This is a genomic window from Streptomyces sp. NPDC052023 (genome assembly GCF_044548465.1).
In the GTDB taxonomy this organism is placed as follows: domain Bacteria; phylum Actinomycetota; class Actinomycetes; order Streptomycetales; family Streptomycetaceae; genus Streptomyces.
Window position 1 is genome coordinate 190503 of sequence record NZ_JBIUBW010000006.1, and the last position, 16014, is coordinate 206516.

General features: G+C 72.6%; 12 protein-coding genes. 4 read left to right on the forward strand and 8 right to left on the reverse strand.

From position 1 onward, the window contains the following. Positions 1 to 41: 41 nt before the first annotated feature. The 3 genes from ACIHCM_RS15670 to ACIHCM_RS15680 all read right to left on the reverse strand — a co-directional run bounded on the left by ACIHCM_RS15670 (position 42) and on the right by ACIHCM_RS15680 (position 6634). The gene (locus ACIHCM_RS15670) at positions 42 to 2642 is read right to left on the reverse strand and encodes a protein kinase (protein WP_399895135.1); all 2601 of its coding nucleotides are present in this window, start codon (positions 2640 to 2642) and stop codon (positions 42 to 44) included. Positions 2643 to 2815: 173 nt separating this feature from the next. Then, the gene (locus tag ACIHCM_RS15675) at positions 2816 to 4843 is read right to left on the reverse strand and encodes a serine/threonine-protein kinase (protein WP_399895570.1); all 2028 of its coding nucleotides are present in this window, start codon (positions 4841 to 4843) and stop codon (positions 2816 to 2818) included. Between the two features lie 84 nt (positions 4844 to 4927). Further along, positions 4928 to 6634 carry a glycerol-3-phosphate dehydrogenase/oxidase gene (locus ACIHCM_RS15680; protein WP_399895138.1) on the reverse strand — a complete coding sequence of 569 codons (1707 nt, stop codon included), beginning with the start codon at positions 6632 to 6634 and terminating at the stop codon, positions 4928 to 4930. Between the two features lie 305 nt (positions 6635 to 6939). Between ACIHCM_RS15680 and ACIHCM_RS15685 the strand changes: the two genes are divergently transcribed. Together ACIHCM_RS15685 and ACIHCM_RS15690 are read left to right on the forward strand one after the other, a co-directional pair. Further along, entirely contained in the window at positions 6940 to 8148 is a 1209-nt protein-coding gene (locus ACIHCM_RS15685) for a nucleotide sugar dehydrogenase (protein ID WP_399895140.1), read from the forward strand. Between the two features lie 123 nt (positions 8149 to 8271). Continuing rightward, positions 8272 to 8763, forward strand: coding sequence for a hypothetical protein (locus ACIHCM_RS15690; RefSeq protein WP_399895143.1), 492 nt, complete (start codon positions 8272 to 8274; stop codon positions 8761 to 8763). Between the two features lie 59 nt (positions 8764 to 8822). Here ACIHCM_RS15690 and ACIHCM_RS15695 read toward each other — a convergent pair whose 3' ends face one another. From ACIHCM_RS15695 to ACIHCM_RS15710, 4 genes are all read right to left on the reverse strand, one after another. Then, entirely contained in the window at positions 8823 to 9947 is a 1125-nt protein-coding gene (locus ACIHCM_RS15695; protein WP_399895146.1) for a GuaB3 family IMP dehydrogenase-related protein, read from the reverse strand. A gap of 116 nt (positions 9948 to 10063) precedes the next feature. Then, entirely contained in the window at positions 10064 to 11569 is a 1506-nt protein-coding gene (gene guaB / locus ACIHCM_RS15700) for an IMP dehydrogenase (RefSeq protein WP_399895149.1), read from the reverse strand. Positions 11570 to 11714: 145 nt separating this feature from the next. Further along, positions 11715 to 12302, reverse strand: a complete 588-nt coding sequence (locus tag ACIHCM_RS15705) for a sigma-70 family RNA polymerase sigma factor (protein WP_393106437.1) — start codon at positions 12300 to 12302, stop codon at positions 11715 to 11717. 618 nt (positions 12303 to 12920) lie between these two features. Continuing rightward, on the reverse strand, positions 12921 to 13532 hold the full coding sequence (locus ACIHCM_RS15710; protein ID WP_003948568.1) for a response regulator transcription factor: 612 nt from the start codon (positions 13530 to 13532) through the stop codon (positions 12921 to 12923). Between the two features lie 381 nt (positions 13533 to 13913). Between ACIHCM_RS15710 and ACIHCM_RS15715 the strand changes: the two genes are divergently transcribed. Further along, complete coding sequence (locus ACIHCM_RS15715; RefSeq protein ID WP_393106435.1) at positions 13914 to 14240, forward strand: WhiB family transcriptional regulator; 327 nt, start codon at positions 13914 to 13916, stop codon at positions 14238 to 14240. Between the two features lie 90 nt (positions 14241 to 14330). On the opposite strand, the gene ACIHCM_RS15720 is transcribed toward ACIHCM_RS15715, so the two are convergent. Then, positions 14331 to 15227 carry a LysR family transcriptional regulator gene (locus tag ACIHCM_RS15720; protein WP_399895155.1) on the reverse strand — a complete coding sequence of 299 codons (897 nt, stop codon included), beginning with the start codon at positions 15225 to 15227 and terminating at the stop codon, positions 14331 to 14333. A 79-nt stretch (positions 15228 to 15306) separates the two neighbouring features. Here ACIHCM_RS15720 and ACIHCM_RS15725 point away from each other — a divergent pair, with 79 nt between their 5' ends. Then, on the forward strand, positions 15307 to 15975 hold the full coding sequence (locus ACIHCM_RS15725) for an MOSC domain-containing protein (RefSeq protein WP_399895159.1): 669 nt from the start codon (positions 15307 to 15309) through the stop codon (positions 15973 to 15975). Positions 15976 to 16014: the final 39 nt, after the last annotated feature.

The window sequence follows — 16014 nt, forward strand, 5'->3', positions numbered from 1 at the left end:
GGTGACGACAGGCAACCACCGGGCCGACTGCCCCGATTCGCTCAGCCGGTGGCCTGGTAGGTGGCCGCCGCCTGCTCGTAGAGCCTGGTCACCTCGTCGCGCTCGGCCTCCGGGCCCCGCACCTGGAGCACGTGGTAGCGCCCGTCGAGCAGCATGGCGAGGTTGCGCACGAACAGGTCGCGCCCCGCGTCGTCACTCCAGGTGAACTGTCCCTCGGCCATGGTCCGCCCGCCGACTTCGATGGTCTTCAGCCCGGTGGAGGTGGCCCAGCTCGACTCCCGGTAGGGCCGCAGCTCCGGCTCCCGCTCCCGCTGGTACGCCATCGGGTCGCCGCCGTACTCGTCCGCGCCGTCCCGGCCCGGTACGAGGATCAGTGCGAAGTCGCCCTGGGAGTAGACGACCTGGCCGCTGCCGTTCTTCGGCGCGCGCTGCCAGCCCTCGGCGACGGCCACGCGGAAGCCCTCCGGGTCGTCGTGCAGGGTGAAGCCCTCGGACACGCCGGACCGGGAGCCCGTCGGTTCGTCGTCCGGCGAGTTCTGGTCGGGGCGCGGCTCGCTGCTCGCCTCCGGCGTCGGCCCCGGCTCCTCGCCGACCTGCCCGGCGGCACCGGTCCGGTCGGGACGCGCCCCGCCGGCGCCGCCCTCGCCGGCCTTGGGCATGAACAGCACGGCGTACGCGATCGCGCCGGCCAGCGCGAGCAGTATCAGCAGGAGCAGCGTGCGGCCCAGGCTGCGCGGCGAACGCGTCTTCTCCCGGTCCCGCTTGTGCCGCCCGTGCCGCGCGGGCAGTCCGGCGCGACGCCTGCGCACCAGCTCCCCCTTGCGGCGCACGATCGGCAACCGGCTCGCGTCGGGCGGCGGCGCGGCGACCACATGCACGCCGGCCTCCGGCTCCGGCGCGGACCGCACCAGGGAACGCAGCCAGCCGCGCAGCTCCTCGAAGTCCAGCCGCTCGGTGGGGTCCTGACGCAGCAGCGACTCCACCACGGGCCGCAGCGGGCCGCACTCCTCGGCGAAGGCGGGCGGCTCCGCGCACACCAGCTGCACCAGCTCGGCCGTCGACTCCTCCGGGTAGGGCGCATGCCCCTGCACGGCCCGGAAGAGCAGCGCCCCGAGCGCCCACAGGTCGGTGGAGGGGCCGATGGGCGGCGCCAGCTGCCAGTTCTCGTGCACCGGCCCGGCCTGCTCCGGCGCCCACCGCTCGGTCACCGGTCCCACCACGGCCATCCGCGCCTGCCGCGCCCGCTCCGCGGCCAGCGCCGTGGCGGGACCACGGCGGGGCGCGGGGGTGCCGGCCACGAGATCGTCCCAGCGGGTGCCGTCCTGGGCTGCGGCACGGCCTTGGGGCGCCTGGGGCGCCACCTTTTGGGCGGGGGCGGGTACGCCGGGATGAGCGAGGCCGTTGGCGTACGGCGGCACGCCCTGCTGGGCCGGGCCGTCGGCGTACGGCGGCACCACGGGCCGGGCCAGGCCGTTGGCCTGGGTCTGGCCGGGCTGTCCGGGGCCTGCCCCGGTGTCGCGCGGTGTCGCGCCGTGCCAGGGCGTGGCGCGCACGCCGTACGGGTCCGCGATCTGCCCCGGCGGGTTGCCCTCGGGGCCGCGGGTGTGCGGCGCCTGCTCCGGGCCGTCCTCGGGCGCGGTGCGCGCGCCGGGCAGGGCCGCGCGGCCGCTCTGCCGGGTGTCCTGGACCCGGGCCGCGGCACGTGCTCCCGCCCGGTAGGCCGCGATCGCCCCGGCCCGTGCCGCCCGGATGTCCCCGCCGGTCTCCTGCGCCCTGCGGGCCAGCGCCGCCGAACCGCCCACGCTGCCGGCCGCGTCCACACCGGGGACCGGCAGTCCTCCGGCCGCCCGCGCCTCGATGGCGGCCCGCCGCGCGGCCTCGGGATCACCGCCGCCGAGCACACTCGCTGCGGGGACACCGGCCTCGTTCAGCTCGTGGACCCCGGCGGCCGCGAACGTCCCCCGGGCCGGTCCCAGAGCCCCGGCCGCCCCACCACCGTCACCGCCGTCGTCGTACGGCGGCGCCGGCACCGGGTCGTACCCGCACAGGGCCTCCTCCGCGGCCCCCACCGCGAGGCCGGTCAGCATGACCCGCCCGTCGTCGCAGACGAGCACCGTCCGCGCGGTGATGTTCCGGTGCACCCAGCCGTGCGCGTGCAGCACCCGCAGCGCCGTCAGCACGTCGGAGGCGACCTCGGCCGCCCGGTAGGGCGTCAGCGGCTGCTCGGCGAGCAGCGCGGCCAGCGGTCGCGCGGCCACCAGCTCACTCACCACCCACAGCGACCCGCCCTCGGTGAACACGTCGAAGACCTGGTCCAGCCGCGGGTGGTCGGGGATCGCGGCGGCCGCCTGAGCGGCCTCCACCGCGCGCCGGACCGCGGGGTCCGCAGGTCGGCGGACGGCCCCCGCACGCCCGGCGGCCGGGCGCCGGGCCGCACGGTCACGCGCTGTGAACCCCTCGGGCAGCCCCTCCGTGTCGAGCACCTCCGCCTCGACGACCTCCGGCAACGGCACCTGCCGCACCAGGACTTCCTGTCCGCTGTAGGTGTCGAAGGCCCGTGTCTCGGTGAGTTCGTACTCGTCGGAGGGGGGCAGCGGCAGGCGGTAGCGGTCGGCGAGCACGCGCCCCGCGTAGTCGTCCACGTTGCCTCCCCCGGCCGCCGGGTGGTCAATTCCGTTCGTGCGGCGTCCCGTTCCGGATGCGTTCCCGATGCGTACGGTTCGCAACCACTCACGATACGTGCCGGAGGCAACCCGCACGGAGGGGATGGGAGATCTCACGGGATCTCATGTGCCCGACCCGCTCCCGGGCCCGCTCACGCCTTCGGACGGAAGGTCTCGGTCAGCGTCCGCCAGGTGCTCTCGCGCAGCGCGCCGTTCCATGTCGCGGCCTTCGCCGTGTACATCAGCGCGTAGCCCTGGCGGTCGTTCACGACGAACCCGCGGTCGATCGTCCGGTACTTCGTGCCTCCGTCGACGTAGGTGAACTCCCAGTCGGCGGTGTTCCAGCCGCGGTAGTCCACCTGAGCTATCCGGATCCGGTCGTACTGCGAGCGCGTCATGTAGCGCTCCTGGTTCTCCCAGTCCCGGACGGGGTCGTCCTTGGGCGTGGAGGTCCAGGCGATCAGCAGCTTCTGCCCGCCCGGTCCGGTGAACCGGTCACCCGCGGCGTCCGACGACCCGTACTTCCAGCCCTTGGGCAGCCCTATGGAGTAGCCCTGGCCGCCCTTGTACGTCGACTCCGCGGCGGTGCCGTCGGAGGAGCCCTCGCCGTCCGAGGAGCCCTGCCCGTCCGACGAGTCGTCCGGGTCCTCACCGCCGTCGCCGGCCGGGCCGCCACCGGCGCTCGGCGTGCCGCCCGGCGTGGCCCCCGCCGACCCCGTGGCCGCACCGTCCGTGTGGGCCCCGCTGTCGTCCGACTTGGTGTCACCACTGCTGCTCGCGCCGGGAGCCGTCCTGTCGCCGCCGCCGCTTCCCCGGTCGGCTCCCTCGCCGCCCGCGTTGAACACGACGGCCAGCACGACACCGAGCACGGCGAGCGCCACGGCCACGGCGATGACCACCAGCGTCCGCCGCGGCACCACGTCGGTGAGCGGCGCCCTCGGCACCGGCCGCGGCGGCAGGTCCGGCGGCGTCATCACGGGCCACCCGGAACTCCGGCCGCCCGAATCCGCGTTGCCGCCCCGCGCACCGGAGTCCGACGCCGACCCGGAGTCCGACGCCGACCCGGTGGCCGTGCGCCCGGCGGCCGCGCCGGGATCGCCCGCGTCCCCGGTGCCCTTCGCGGTGGCCGTACGAGCCCCGGCCGCCGCGCCCGTCGCCGCCGCGGCCTTGCGGGCCGATCGCAGCGCCCCGCGCAGCCGGTCGGCTCCGTCCCGGCCCTCGCCGCGCGCCGGACTCCCGCCCTTGGCGGGTCCGTCCGGCTGCGGGGGCAGCGGCACGACCTTGGTGGCGTCCGCCGGCTCGGCGGTCTTGGCGTCGGGCGCGTTGATGACCGACTTGAGCATGGACCGGGCAGCGGCGTCGTCGATGCGCTTGTCGGGATCCTTGGTGAGCAGCCCGTAGATGACGTCCCTGAGCGGGCCCGCGTGCTTGGGCTCCTCCAGTGGCTCGGTCATCACCGCGGTGAGCGTGGCGATCGCGGAGCCCTTGTCGTACGGCGGGACGCCCTCGACCGCCGCGTACAGCAGACCGCCCAGCGACCACAGGTCCGCGGCCGGGCCGGGCTTGTGGCCGCGGGCGCGCTCCGGGGAGATGTAGGAGGGCGCGCCGACGAGCATGCCGGTGGAGGTGATGGAGGGGTCGCCCTCGACCTGTGCGATGCCGAAGTCGGTGAGCACGACCCGGCCGTCGTCGGCGATCAGCACGTTCGACGGCTTCACGTCGCGGTGCAGGATGCCCTCGCGGTGCGCGGAGCGCAGTACGTCGAGGACGGCGAGGCCGACCTCGGCGGCGCGCCGGGGCTGAAGGAGGCCGTCCTCACGGATGACCTCGGCGAGGGACTTGCCCTCGACCAGTTCCATCACGATCCATGGCCGGTCGTCCTCGTCGACCACGTCGAAGACCGTCACCGCGCTGGTGTTGCGGATCCGCGCGATGGCCTTGGCCTCGCGCAGCGTGCGCGTGATGAGCCGGCGCTTCTCGTCCTCGTCGATGTTGGACGGGAACCGCAACTCCTTGACCGCGACCGTCCGGCCGAGGGTCTCGTCCTCGGCGCGCCACACCGTGCCCATGCCGCCGCGACCGAGCACGTCTCCCAGCCGGTACCGCCCGGCGAGAAGACGCTCGTTGTTGTCCTGACGAGTGTCCTGACGGTTTGTCCCCGCCCGCTCCGCCTCCGACATGCGTCCCCTCATGCAACCCGCCCTGACAGAGCCTCCATTGTCCCTCACCCGACAAGCGGGTCTCGCCCCGGGTGCCCACAGCTCCTACAACGGAACGATGTCGGGCGCTCCCAGCCTCGCCGCGTCCGCCGTCAGGTCGTCCGGCTGGCGCTGCGACTCGCGCTCGGCCTCCACCCGCTTCTCGTAGTGCTGGACCTCGCGCTCGATCTGGTCCTTGTCCCAGCCGAGCACCGGCGCCATCAACTCGGCGGCCTCGCGGGCGCAGCGGGTGCCCCGGTCGAAGGTCTCGATGGAGATACGGGTGCGCCGCGTCAGCACGTCGTCCAGGTGCCGTGCGCCCTCGTGCGAGGCGGCGTACGCGATCTCGGCGCGCAGGTAGTCCTCGGCGCCCGTGAGCGGCTCGCCCAGCGAGGAGTTGTCTCCGATGAGGTCGAACAGCTCCTCCGCCATCGACCCGTACCGGTTCAGCAGGTGCTCCACGCGCACCACGTGCAGGCCGGTGCGCGCCGCGATCCTCGCGCGCGCGTTCCACAGTGCCCGGTAGCCCTCCGCGCCGATCAGCGGCACGTCCTCGGTGACGCATTCGGCGACCCGCAGGTCGAGGCCGTGCACCGCCTCGTCGACCGCGTCCTTGGCCATCACCCGGTACGTCGTGTACTTGCCGCCGGCCACCACGACCAGGCCCGGCACCGGGTGCGCGACGGTGTGCTCCCGGGACAGCTTGCTCGTGGCGTCGGACTCCCCGGCGAGCAGCGGCCGCAGACCGGCGTACACGCCCTCGACGTCGTCCCGCGTGAGCGGCACCGCGAGCACCGAGTTCACATGCTCCAGCAGGTAGTCGATGTCGGCGCTGGACGCTGCGGGGTGCGCCTTGTCGAGGTCCCAGTCGGTGTCGGTGGTGCCGATGATCCAGTGCCGGCCCCACGGGATGACGAACAGCACGGACTTCTCGGTGCGCAGGATCAGCCCGGTGCTGGAGTGGATGCGGTCCTTCGGCACGACCAGGTGGATCCCCTTGGACGCCCGGACGTGGAACTGTCCCCGCTCGCCCACCATGGCCTGGGTGTCGTCGGTCCACACGCCGGTGGCGTTGACTATCTGCTTGGCGTGGATCTCGTACTCGCCGCCCCCTTCGACGTCCTGCACGCGGGCGCCGACCACCCGCTCGCCCTCGCGCAGGAAGCCGGTCACCCGCGCGCGGTTGGCCGCCTTCGCCCCGTACGACACGGCGGTGCGCACCAGGGTGGCGACGAATCGGGCGTCGTCCATCTGGGCGTCGTAGTACTGCAACGCGCCGACCAGCGCGTCCTTCTTCAGCGCGGGCGCCACGCGCAGGGCCTGACGGCGGCTCAGGTGCCGGTGCACCGGCAGGCCGCGACCGTGTCCGCGGGCCATCGACATGCCGTCGTAGAGCGCGACGCCCGAGCCGGCGTACAGCCGCTCCCAGCCCTTGTGCTGCAAGGGGTAGAGGAAGGGCACCGGCTTCACCAGATGCGGCGCCAGCCGCTCCAGCAGCAGTCCGCGCTCCTTCAGCGCCTCGCGGACCAGGGAGAAGTCGAGCATCTCCAGATAGCGCAGGCCGCCGTGTATCAGCTTGCTCGACCGGCTCGACGTGCCGGACGCCCAGTCACGTGCCTCGACCAGGCCTGTCGACAGGCCGCGCGTCACGGCGTCCAGCGCGGTGCCCGCGCCGACCACTCCGCCGCCCACGACCAGCAGGTCCAGCTCCCTGTCGGCCATGGCCGCGAGCGACTCGGCGCGCTGCGCCGGCCCCAGTGTCCCTGTCCTCACCGCTGCCTCCCGCACATCGCCTCGCGTCGGCCGCACCCGTCGGGCGAGACCCGGTCCACATCCCCCACGCTCAAAGTCTGACCGCGTCGTCCGGCTTCAGCCACCACACACCTCCAGCCTGTGGACAACCTGCCCCGACAACGGCGGCCGAAGCGGCCGGGAGGCGGACACGAGCAGTGACACGAGCGAGCGCAATACCGCAAAACGGTCATATTTACTCCTAGTCTGACAGTGCGCTCGCTCGTCCTGTCCACAGGGCTTGCGCACCTGTCCCGCTTCGGTTACTGGGAAGGACGGCCCACTCCATGCCCGCAGATCTCGCCGTCATCGGACTCGGCCCGCTCGGCCTGCCGCTGGCCCAGGCCGCTGTCGCCGCCGGCATCCCCACCGTCGGCTACAAGACCGGCCCCGAGCCCGGCTCGCTCAGCCCCGCCGAACTGCGCCGGATGCTCTCGGGGGGCTTCCGGCACGCCGTGGGTCCGAGCGAGCTGGGCCGGGTGCGTACCGCGGTCATCTGCGCGCCGGCCCCCAGGAACGCGGACGGCGGACTGGACCTGAGCCAGGTGGAAGCGGCCGCCCGCACCCTCGCGGCCCGGCTGCGCCCGCACACCACGGTCATCCTGGAGTCGCCCGTGTACCCCGGCACGACCGAGGAGTTCCTCCGTCCGCTCCTCGAGGAGTGCTCACGGCTGCGCGCCGGCCGCGACTTCCACCTCGCCTACTCCCCCAGCCGCGTCGATCCCGGCAACCGCGACTTCACCCCGGCCAACACCCCCAAGGTGATCGGCGGCCTCACCCCCGCGTGCACCGAGTCGGCCGCCGCCTTCTACGGCCGCCTCACCGACAAGGTCGTTCGCGCGCGCGGCCCCCGCGAGGCCGAGACCGTACAGCTCCTGGAGACCAACTACCGGCACGTCAACATCGCCTTGGTCAACGAAATGGCGGTGCTCTGCCACGACTTGGGCGTCGACCTGTGGGACGTCATCCGGTGCGCGGAGACCAAGCCGTTCGGTTTCCAGGCCTTCCGCCCCGGCCCCGGCGTCGGCGGCCACGCGGTCCCGCAGGACCTGACCGGCCGCGCGGGCCGCGGCCTGCGGATGGTGGAACTGGCCCAGCAGGTCAACAGCCGGATGCCCCGCTACGTCGTCCAGCGCGCCGCCACCCTCCTCAACGAGCACGGCAAGTCGGCCCGCGGCGCGCGGGTGCTCCTGCTCGGCGTCACCTACAAGCCCGACCTCGCCGACCAGCAGGCCACTCCCGTCCAGGAGATCGCGATCCGCCTGATGGAGCTCGGCGCCTCCGTCAGCTACCACGACCCGCACATCCCGTCCTGGAACATCCTCGACCGCCCCGTCCCGCGCGCCGACTCGCTCTACGAGGCCGCCGCCGAGGCCGACCTCACGATCCTGCTCCAGAACCACCGCACCTACGACCTGCAGGGCCTGTCCGTGAAGGCGCAGCTCCTGCTCGACACCCGGGGCACGACGCCGACCGGCGCGGCACACCGGCTCTGATCACCCGGGCGGGTGAATTTCGCTGGTGGAACGGGCCGATGCGCCTGTTACTCTTCGGCGTCCCAGTCGCACACCTGTGCGCGGGACTCCGCTCGTTCGCCAGTCCCGTGGGGGGAATCTGTCATGACCCAGTCAGTACCGCCGCAGCCGGCCGGGGGTAACCCGTTCGCCCAGCCGCCGGCCCCCGTCCCGCCGGCCCCGCCCGCTCCCGCGCGGGGGAACGTCGCCCTCGGCGCGCTCACCGCCGTCGTGGTGGCCCTGGTGAGCGCCGGGATCTACGGCGCCGTCGTCGGCGCCACCGAGTACGAGATCGGCTTCGCGGCCATCGGCGTCGGCTTCCTCGTCGGTTTCGCGGCGGGCAAGGTCGGCGGCGCCAACCCGGTGCTGCCCCTGCTGAGCGCCGTGCTGTCCCTGGGTGCCGTCTACCTCGGCCAGCTCATCGGCACCGCGATCCTCGCCGCCGACCTGGTCGGCGTCTCGGCCCCCGAGATGTTCACCGGCCACCTGGACCTGCTGATGGAGGCCTGGCAGGAGTCCGCCGACGCGATGACGTTCCTGTTCCTCGCCATCGGCGCGTTCGCCGCGTACTCCGGCGCCAAGAAGGCCGCGGCATAACGAGACAGCCGAAGGGCCCGTCCACCGAGCGGTGGACGGGCCCTTTCGCGTCGTACGGCCTACCGGCGGTGCTGCGAGTCCGCCACCGTGACCTCGACCCGCTGGAACTCCTTGAGCTCGCTGTAGCCGGTGGTGGCCATGGCGCGGCGCAGGGCGCCGAAGAGGTTCATCGAGCCGTCCGGGGTGTGGGACGGGCCGGTGAGGATCTCCTCGAGCGTGCCGACCGTGCCGAGGTCGACCTTCTTGCCGCGCGGCAGCTCCTCGTTGACCGCCTCCATGCCCCAGTGGTGGCCCTTGCCCGGGCCGTCGGTGGCGCGCGCCAGCGGGGAGCCCATCATCACCGAGTCCGCGCCGCAGGCGATCGCCTTGGGCAGGTCGCCGGACCAGCCGACACCGCCGTCCGCGATCACGTGCACATAGCGGCCGCCGGACTCGTCCATGTAGTCCCGCCGGGCCGCCGCCACATCGGCGACCGCCGTGGCCATGGGCACCTGGATGCCCAGCACGTTGCGCGTGGTGTGCGCGGCGCCGCCGCCGAAGCCGACCAGGACGCCGGCCGCGCCGGAGCGCATCAGATGCAGAGCGGCGGTGTAGGTGGCGCAGCCGCCGACGATCACCGGGACGTCCAGCTCGTAGATGAACTGCTTCAGGTTCAGCGGCTCGTGCGAGGACGAGACGTGCTCCGCCGAGACCGTCGTACCGCGGATGACGAAGATGTCCACGCCCGCGTCCACCACGGCCTTGGAGAACTGCGCCGTGCGCTGCGGGGACAGCGCGGCCGCGGTGACCACGCCCGCGTCGCGCACCTCCTTGATGCGCTGCCCGATCAGCTCTTCCTTGATCGGCGCGGCGTAGATCTCCTGGAGGCGGCGGGTGGCGGACTCGGAGGGCAGCTCGGCGATCTCGTCGAGCAGCGGCTGCGGGTCCTCGTACCGCGTCCACAGGCCTTCCAGGTTCAGCACGCCCAGGCCGCCGAGCTCGCCGATGCGGATGGCCGTGGCCGGCGAGACGACCGAGTCCATGGGGGCGGCCAGGAAGGGCAGCTCGAAGCGGTAGGCGTCGATCTGCCAGGCGATCGAGACCTCCTTCGGGTCCCGCGTACGGCGGCTGGGGACGACGGCGATGTCGTCGAAGGCGTACGCCCGGCGGCCGCGCTTGCCGCGCCCGATCTCGATCTCAGTCACGTGTGTGGCCTTTCCCTGATGCGTTTCAGCGCCTTCCAGTATCCCCGATGGGCACGGCAAGGGCGGCCCCGGAACCCCGGGACCGCCCCTGAGCAGGCTTCACGCGCGCGCGGACGTCACTTACGGCTGTAGTTCGGCGCCTCGACCGTCATCTGGATGTCGTGCGGGTGGCTCTCCTTCAGGCCCGCCGAGGTGATCCGCACGAACTGACCGTTGGCCTGCAGCTCGGGAACCGTCCTGCCGCCGACGTAGAACATCGACTGGCGCAGACCGCCGACCAGCTGGTGGACGACCGAGGACAGCGGACCCCGGTAGGGCACCTGCCCCTCGATGCCCTCGGGCACCAGCTGCTCGTCGGAGGCGACGCCCTCCTGGAAGTAGCGGTCCTTGGAGAAGGACTTGCGGTCGCCGCGGGACTGCATGGCGCCGAGCGACCCCATGCCGCGGTACGACTTGAACTGCTTGCCGTTGATGAACATCAGCTCGCCCGGCGACTCCTCGCAGCCCGCGAGCAGCGAGCCCAGCATCACCGTGTCGGCGCCCGCGACCAGGGCCTTGGCGATGTCGCCGGAGTACTGCAGACCACCGTCGCCGATGACCGGGATGCCGGCCTCCTTGGCGGCGAGGGAGGCCTCGTAGATGGCCGTGACCTGGGGCACGCCGATGCCGGCGACCACCCGGGTGGTGCAGATGGAGCCGGGGCCGACGCCGACCTTGATGCCGTCCACGCCGGAGTCGATCAGCGCCTGCGCGCCGTCCTTCGTGGCGATGTTGCCGCCGATGACGTCGACGCCGGAGGAGTTCGACTTGATCTTGGCGACCATCTCGCCGACCAGCCGGGAGTGACCGTGCGCGGTGTCGACGACGATGAAGTCGACGCCGGCCTCGATCAGCGCCTGGGCGCGCTCGAAGGCGTCGCCGGCGACACCGACGGCCGCGCCGACGAGGAGCCGGCCCTCGGCGTCCTTGGCCGCGTTCGGGTACTTCTCCGCCTTGACGAAGTCCTTGACCGTGATCAGGCCCTTGAGGACGCCGCTGTCGTCGACCAGCGGCAGCTTCTCGATCTTGTGCTTGCGCAGCAGCTCCATGGCGTCGACACCCGAGATCCCGACCTTGCCGGTGACCAGCGGCATCGGCGTCATGACCTCGCGCACCCGGCGGGTCCGGTCGGTCTCGAACGCCATGTCGCGGTTGGTGACGATGCCGAGCAGCTTCTTGTCGCCGTCGGTGACCGGGACGCCACTGATGCGGAACTTGCCGCACAGCGCGTCGGCCTCGGCGAGCGTGGCGTCCGGGTGGATGGTGATCGGGTCGGTCACCATGCCGGACTCGGAGCGCTTGACCAGGTCGACCTGGTTGGCCTGGTCCTCGATGGACAGGTTCCGGTGCAGCACGCCCACGCCGCCCTGGCGGGCCATCGCGATCGCCATGCGCGACTCGGTGACCTTGTCCATGGCGGCGGACAGCAGCGGGATGTTCACCCGCACGTTCCTGGAGACGTACGAGGCGGTGTCGATCTCGTCGGGTGCCATGTCCGACGCGCCCGGCAGCAGCAGCACGTCGTCGTAGGTCAGCCCGAGGGTCGCGAATTTTCCGGGCACTCCGTCGACGTTGGCAGTCATGACACCTTCCCCAAATGGCCTTGCTCGGTGCGGATGTCCATGCTAACGGGAAGCGCGGCCAGCAAATTCCACGGTTTCGGACCGCTGACGGCTTCGTATGTTCGTACGGAACACCGGGCGCGCGCGTTCACCCGCCGGGCCCCGCCTACTGTTCGGCCAGCGCCCGCAGCCTGCTCAGCGCACGGTGCTGGGCCACGCGTACCGCCCCCGGTGACATTCCCAACATCTGACCGGTCTCCTCCGCGGTCAGCCCCACCGCGATCCGCAGCAGCAGCAGCTCGCGCTGGTTCTCGGGCAGGTTGGCCAGCAGTTTCTTGGCCCACTCGGCGTCGCTGCTGAGCAGCGCCCGCTCCTCGGGGCCGAGCGAGTCGTCCGGCCGCTCGGGCATCTCGTCGGACGGGACCGCCGTCGAGCCGGGGTGCCGCATGGCCGCCCGCTGGAGATCGGCGACCTTGTGCGCGGCGATGGCGAAGACGAAGGCCTCGAAGGGGCGCCCGGTGTCCCGGTAGCGCGGCAGCGCGAGCAGGACGGCGACGCAGACCTCCTGGGCCAGGTCCTCCACGAAGTGGCGCGCGTCCCCCGGGAGGCGGGACAGCCGGGTGCGGCAGTAGCGCAGCGCCAGTGGGTGTACATGGGCGAGCAGGTCGTGCGTGGCCTGCTCGTCCCCGTCGACCGCGCGATGGACGAGCGCACCGATCGCCCCTCGGGCTGTGGCCGCCTCGTCGTCACGCATCGGTCCATGGTGCCTTGCGGCCGGATGGTCCGCGGCACTGCCTCCGTTGTTGTGCACCGAAGCGTTATGAGTAGGTGCGCCGGAAGTCATCCCCTGCGCCCTCCCCTTCCGCTCGACCGACTCGTCCCCGAGGAACTCCACACCTCAAGGATGCGGCATCCGCGCCGAAACGAGCAGCGGCCATCCTCCGGCCGGCCCCGCCGCACCCGCCGTCGCTGCCCGTCCCGCCCCGGCCGGGGCTCCCGGCGCGGCGGCTGTGACCACGCACGACGGCGCTCCGGGCGACGCGATCACCCGCACGTCCGCCTGCCGCCCATCGCGTCCGGAAATCCCCCGTCCGCGCGGCACCCGGACCCACACCCGGCGAACCCGGGCACCAGGTGCGCGCAGAGCGAGCCGACGGCTGACGAACGCGGCCGTGACCGGCCCGGCGCAGCACCGGCACGCGGGCGCGCCGGCGTCGCGGACCACCGGTCGCCGTCGGCAGCCGCACGTGCCCGGCGCAGGCGGCGCCGGACAGTGGTCCGGCGCTCCAGGCCAGGCTGGGAGGTACCCCCATCGTGTCGCCTCCTCCGCACCCGAGCGGGGGCTCGGCGCCCCCGCTCGCCGGGACGCGTGTCAGCGCACCAGGCCCCAACGGAAGCCGAGCGCCACCGCGTGCGCCCGGTCCGAGGCGCCGAGCTTCTTGAACAGGCGACGGGCGTGCGTCTTGACGGTGTCCTCGGAGAGGAACAGCTCGCGGCCGATCTCGGCGTTGGAGCGGCCGTGGCTCATGCCCTCCAGCACCTGGATCTCCCGTGCGGTGAGCGTCGGCGCCGCCCCCATCTCGGCGGACCGCAGCCGCCGCGGGGCGAGCCGCCAGGTCGGGTCGGCGAGTGCCTGCGTGACCGTCGCGCGCAGCTCCGCGCGGGAGGCGTCCTTGTGCAGGTACCCCCGGGCACCGGCGGCGACCGCCAGGGCCACGCCGTCGAGGTCCTCGGCGACGGTGAGCATGATGATGCGCGCACCGGGGTCGGCGGACAGCAGCCGCCGCACCGTCTCGACGCCGCCCAGTCCGGGCATGCGTACGTCCATCAGAATCAGGTCCGAGCGGTCGGCACCCCAGCGGCGGAGGACTTCCTCGCCGTTGGCCGCCGTCGTCACACGCTCGACACCGGGCACGGTCGCGACCGCGCGGCGGAGCGCCTCTCGGGCAAGCGGGGAGTCGTCGCAGACGAGGACGGAAGTCATGGCCGCCCTCCGCAGCTGATGCGCGTCACCTTGAGCCTCCAGGCTGGTACGAAATCGTCACCTGTGCGGTCGACCGTCTCGGACGCCTGCCCGAGCGCTTGTGTTTTCAACCGCCTCCGCACTCTCAACGACGGTCACTCGAAAGAGTTACGGGGCTGTGCGCCGTCTTCGGCACTCTACGTGAGGGCACGGACACGGTGCAGACATGCGCGGGAGACCCACAATCTTTCATCACAACCTATGCCCCATTTAGACCTATTTCTTCCCATCTGCTGGTGTCTGAGGCTAGATTCGCAATGAGTCATATTTTCATCTCCTTAGATCGTAGATGTACGGTCGTGGGCACCGTATCCGCTCAGAACGGCTACAAGGGGTCACGCAATGGCAGATTTCTCCCGCCTTCCCGGACCGAACGCGGACCTGTGGGACTGGCAGCTCCTGGCCGCCTGTCGCGGGGTGGACAGTTCGCTCTTCTTCCATCCGGAGGGCGAGCGCGGGGCGGCGCGGAGCGCTCGCGAGAACTCGGCCAAAGAGGTCTGCATGAGGTGCCCGGTCCGCGCGCAGTGCGCGGCACACGCGCTGGCGGTGCGCGAGCCGTACGGCGTGTGGGGCGGGCTGACCGAGGACGAGCGCGAGGAGCTCATGGGGAGGGCACGCCACCGGCTGGTGCCGGCGTCGACAGGCGGCAATGCCGCTTCGAACACCTGAAGGAACGTTTCTCCAGATGGAGCACACCTGCACCTGCTCCACCCCTTGACCACGGGGTGCCCAAGACCCTCCGGGAACTGACGGGCGTGGCTACCGGGCCGCCGCCCTCGCCAGCTGATCCAGCGTCGCCCGCACCGCCGGCACCTGCGCCAGATCGGGCAGCGTCAGCGCGACGATCTCCCGCCGCACCGCCGGTTCCAGCGTCACCGCACGCGCCCCCCGGGGCCGTACGGACTCGATCGCCAGCTGTGGCAGCACCGCCACCCCCAGACCCGCGCCCACCAGGCCGACCACCGCCGGATAGTCGTCGGTGGCGAAGTCGATGCGCGGTGTGAAGCCGGCGCCCGCGCACACCTCGATCAACTGGCCGCGGCAGCGTGGGCAGCCCGCGATCCACGGTTCGCCGTCGAGTTCCCCGATGGCGACGGACTGCGAGCGCGCGAGCCGGTGCCGTTCGGGTACCAGCGCCACCAGGCGGTCGGTCAGCAGCGGCCGTACGACCAGGTCGTCCCACTCCTCGGCGCCCGCCGCCCCCTCGTAACGGAACGCGAGCGCGACATCGCAGTCGCCGGCTCGCAGCTTGTCGACGGACTGCGGCGGCTCGGACTCCTCCAGGGACACCCGGGTTCCCGGGTGCGCGGCGCGCAGGGCGGCGAGGGCGGTCGGCACGAGGGTGGAGCTGCCGCTGGGGAAGGACACCAGCCGGACCCGTCCGGCGCGCAGCCCGGCGATCGCGGCCACCTCCTCCTCGGCCGCGGTGAGCCCGGCGAGGATGCCCGAAGCGTGCCGGACGAGCGCCTCGCCCGCCTGCGTCAGCCGCATCTCCCGTCCGGTGCGCACCAGCAGGGGCGTCCCCACGGACGTCTCCAGCGCCTTCATCTGCTGGCTGACGGCGGGCTGTGTGCACCCCAGCTCGCGACCCGCCGCGGAGAAGGAACCGGTGGCGGCGACGGTGCGCAGGACGCGCAGATGACGGGCCTCGATCACGGTCCAAGCATAAGCGAGCCTTGGGTACGGCGTCGAATAATTCGTCGACACTTTGACTGCGGTCGCCTACCGTTCCCGCATGAGGCTTCTGTCTGTGAACCTGGGCCGAGTGCAGGCCGTCCCCTATACGGACAACCCCGAAGGCGTGACCGGCATCGACAAGCGCCCGGTCGACCGGCCCGTCCGGGTGGCGGCGCCCGGTCCCAAGGGCGTCGGGGGCAGCGGCCTGGCCGGCGACGCGGTGTGCCACACACGCCACCACGGAGGCGACGACCAGGCCGTGTACGCGATGGCACGCGAGGACCTCGACGCGTGGGAACGCGAGCTGGGACGCCCGCTGGCCAACGGCTGCTTCGGCGAGAACCTCACCACGTCGGGGATCGACGTCTCCGGCGCGCTGATCGGCGAGCGCTGGCGGATCGGGCGGCAGGTGCTGCTGGAGATCACCTCGCCCCGGATCCCCTGCCGGACGTTCCAGAGCCATCTGGATGAACGGGGATGGGTGAGGCGGTTCACCCGCCAGGCCGCTCCGGGGGCGTACCTGCGCGTGCTGGAGCCCGGCGAGATCCGTGCGGGTGATCCGGTGGAGATCGTGCACCGGCCCGCCCACGAGGTGACCGTCTCGCTGGCCTTCCGCGCGCGGACGACGCAGACGGCGCTGCTGCCGCGGCTGCTTCAGGCGGGCGACGCCCTGCACCCGGAGTGGCTGGCGAAGGCACGCAAGTACGCGGCGCCGCAGGACGCCTGACCGCAGGTCACGAGGGCATAACCCGCGAAAACTTCACCC

Bases quoted from the DNA above. Each gene is read 5' to 3' on its own strand.
- ACIHCM_RS15705 (WP_393106437.1), bottom strand. From the start codon at position 12,302: ATGCGTGACGACGAGGCGGCCACAGCCCGAGGGGCGATCGGTGCGCTC.
- ACIHCM_RS15725 (WP_399895159.1), top strand. From the start codon at position 15,307: ATGAGGCTTCTGTCTGTGAACCTGGGCCGAGTGCAGGCCGTCCCCTAT.
- ACIHCM_RS15690 (WP_399895143.1), top strand. From the start codon at position 8,272: ATGACCCAGTCAGTACCGCCGCAGCCGGCCGGGGGTAACCCGTTCGCC.
- ACIHCM_RS15710 (WP_003948568.1), bottom strand. From the start codon at position 13,532: ATGACTTCCGTCCTCGTCTGCGACGACTCCCCGCTTGCCCGAGAGGCG.
- ACIHCM_RS15675 (WP_399895570.1), bottom strand. From the start codon at position 4,843: ATGTCGGAGGCGGAGCGGGCGGGGACAAACCGTCAGGACACTCGTCAG.
- ACIHCM_RS15715 (WP_393106435.1), top strand. From the start codon at position 13,914: ATGGCAGATTTCTCCCGCCTTCCCGGACCGAACGCGGACCTGTGGGAC.
- ACIHCM_RS15685 (WP_399895140.1), top strand. From the start codon at position 6,940: ATGCCCGCAGATCTCGCCGTCATCGGACTCGGCCCGCTCGGCCTGCCG.
- guaB (WP_399895149.1), bottom strand. From the start codon at position 11,569: ATGACTGCCAACGTCGACGGAGTGCCCGGAAAATTCGCGACCCTCGGG.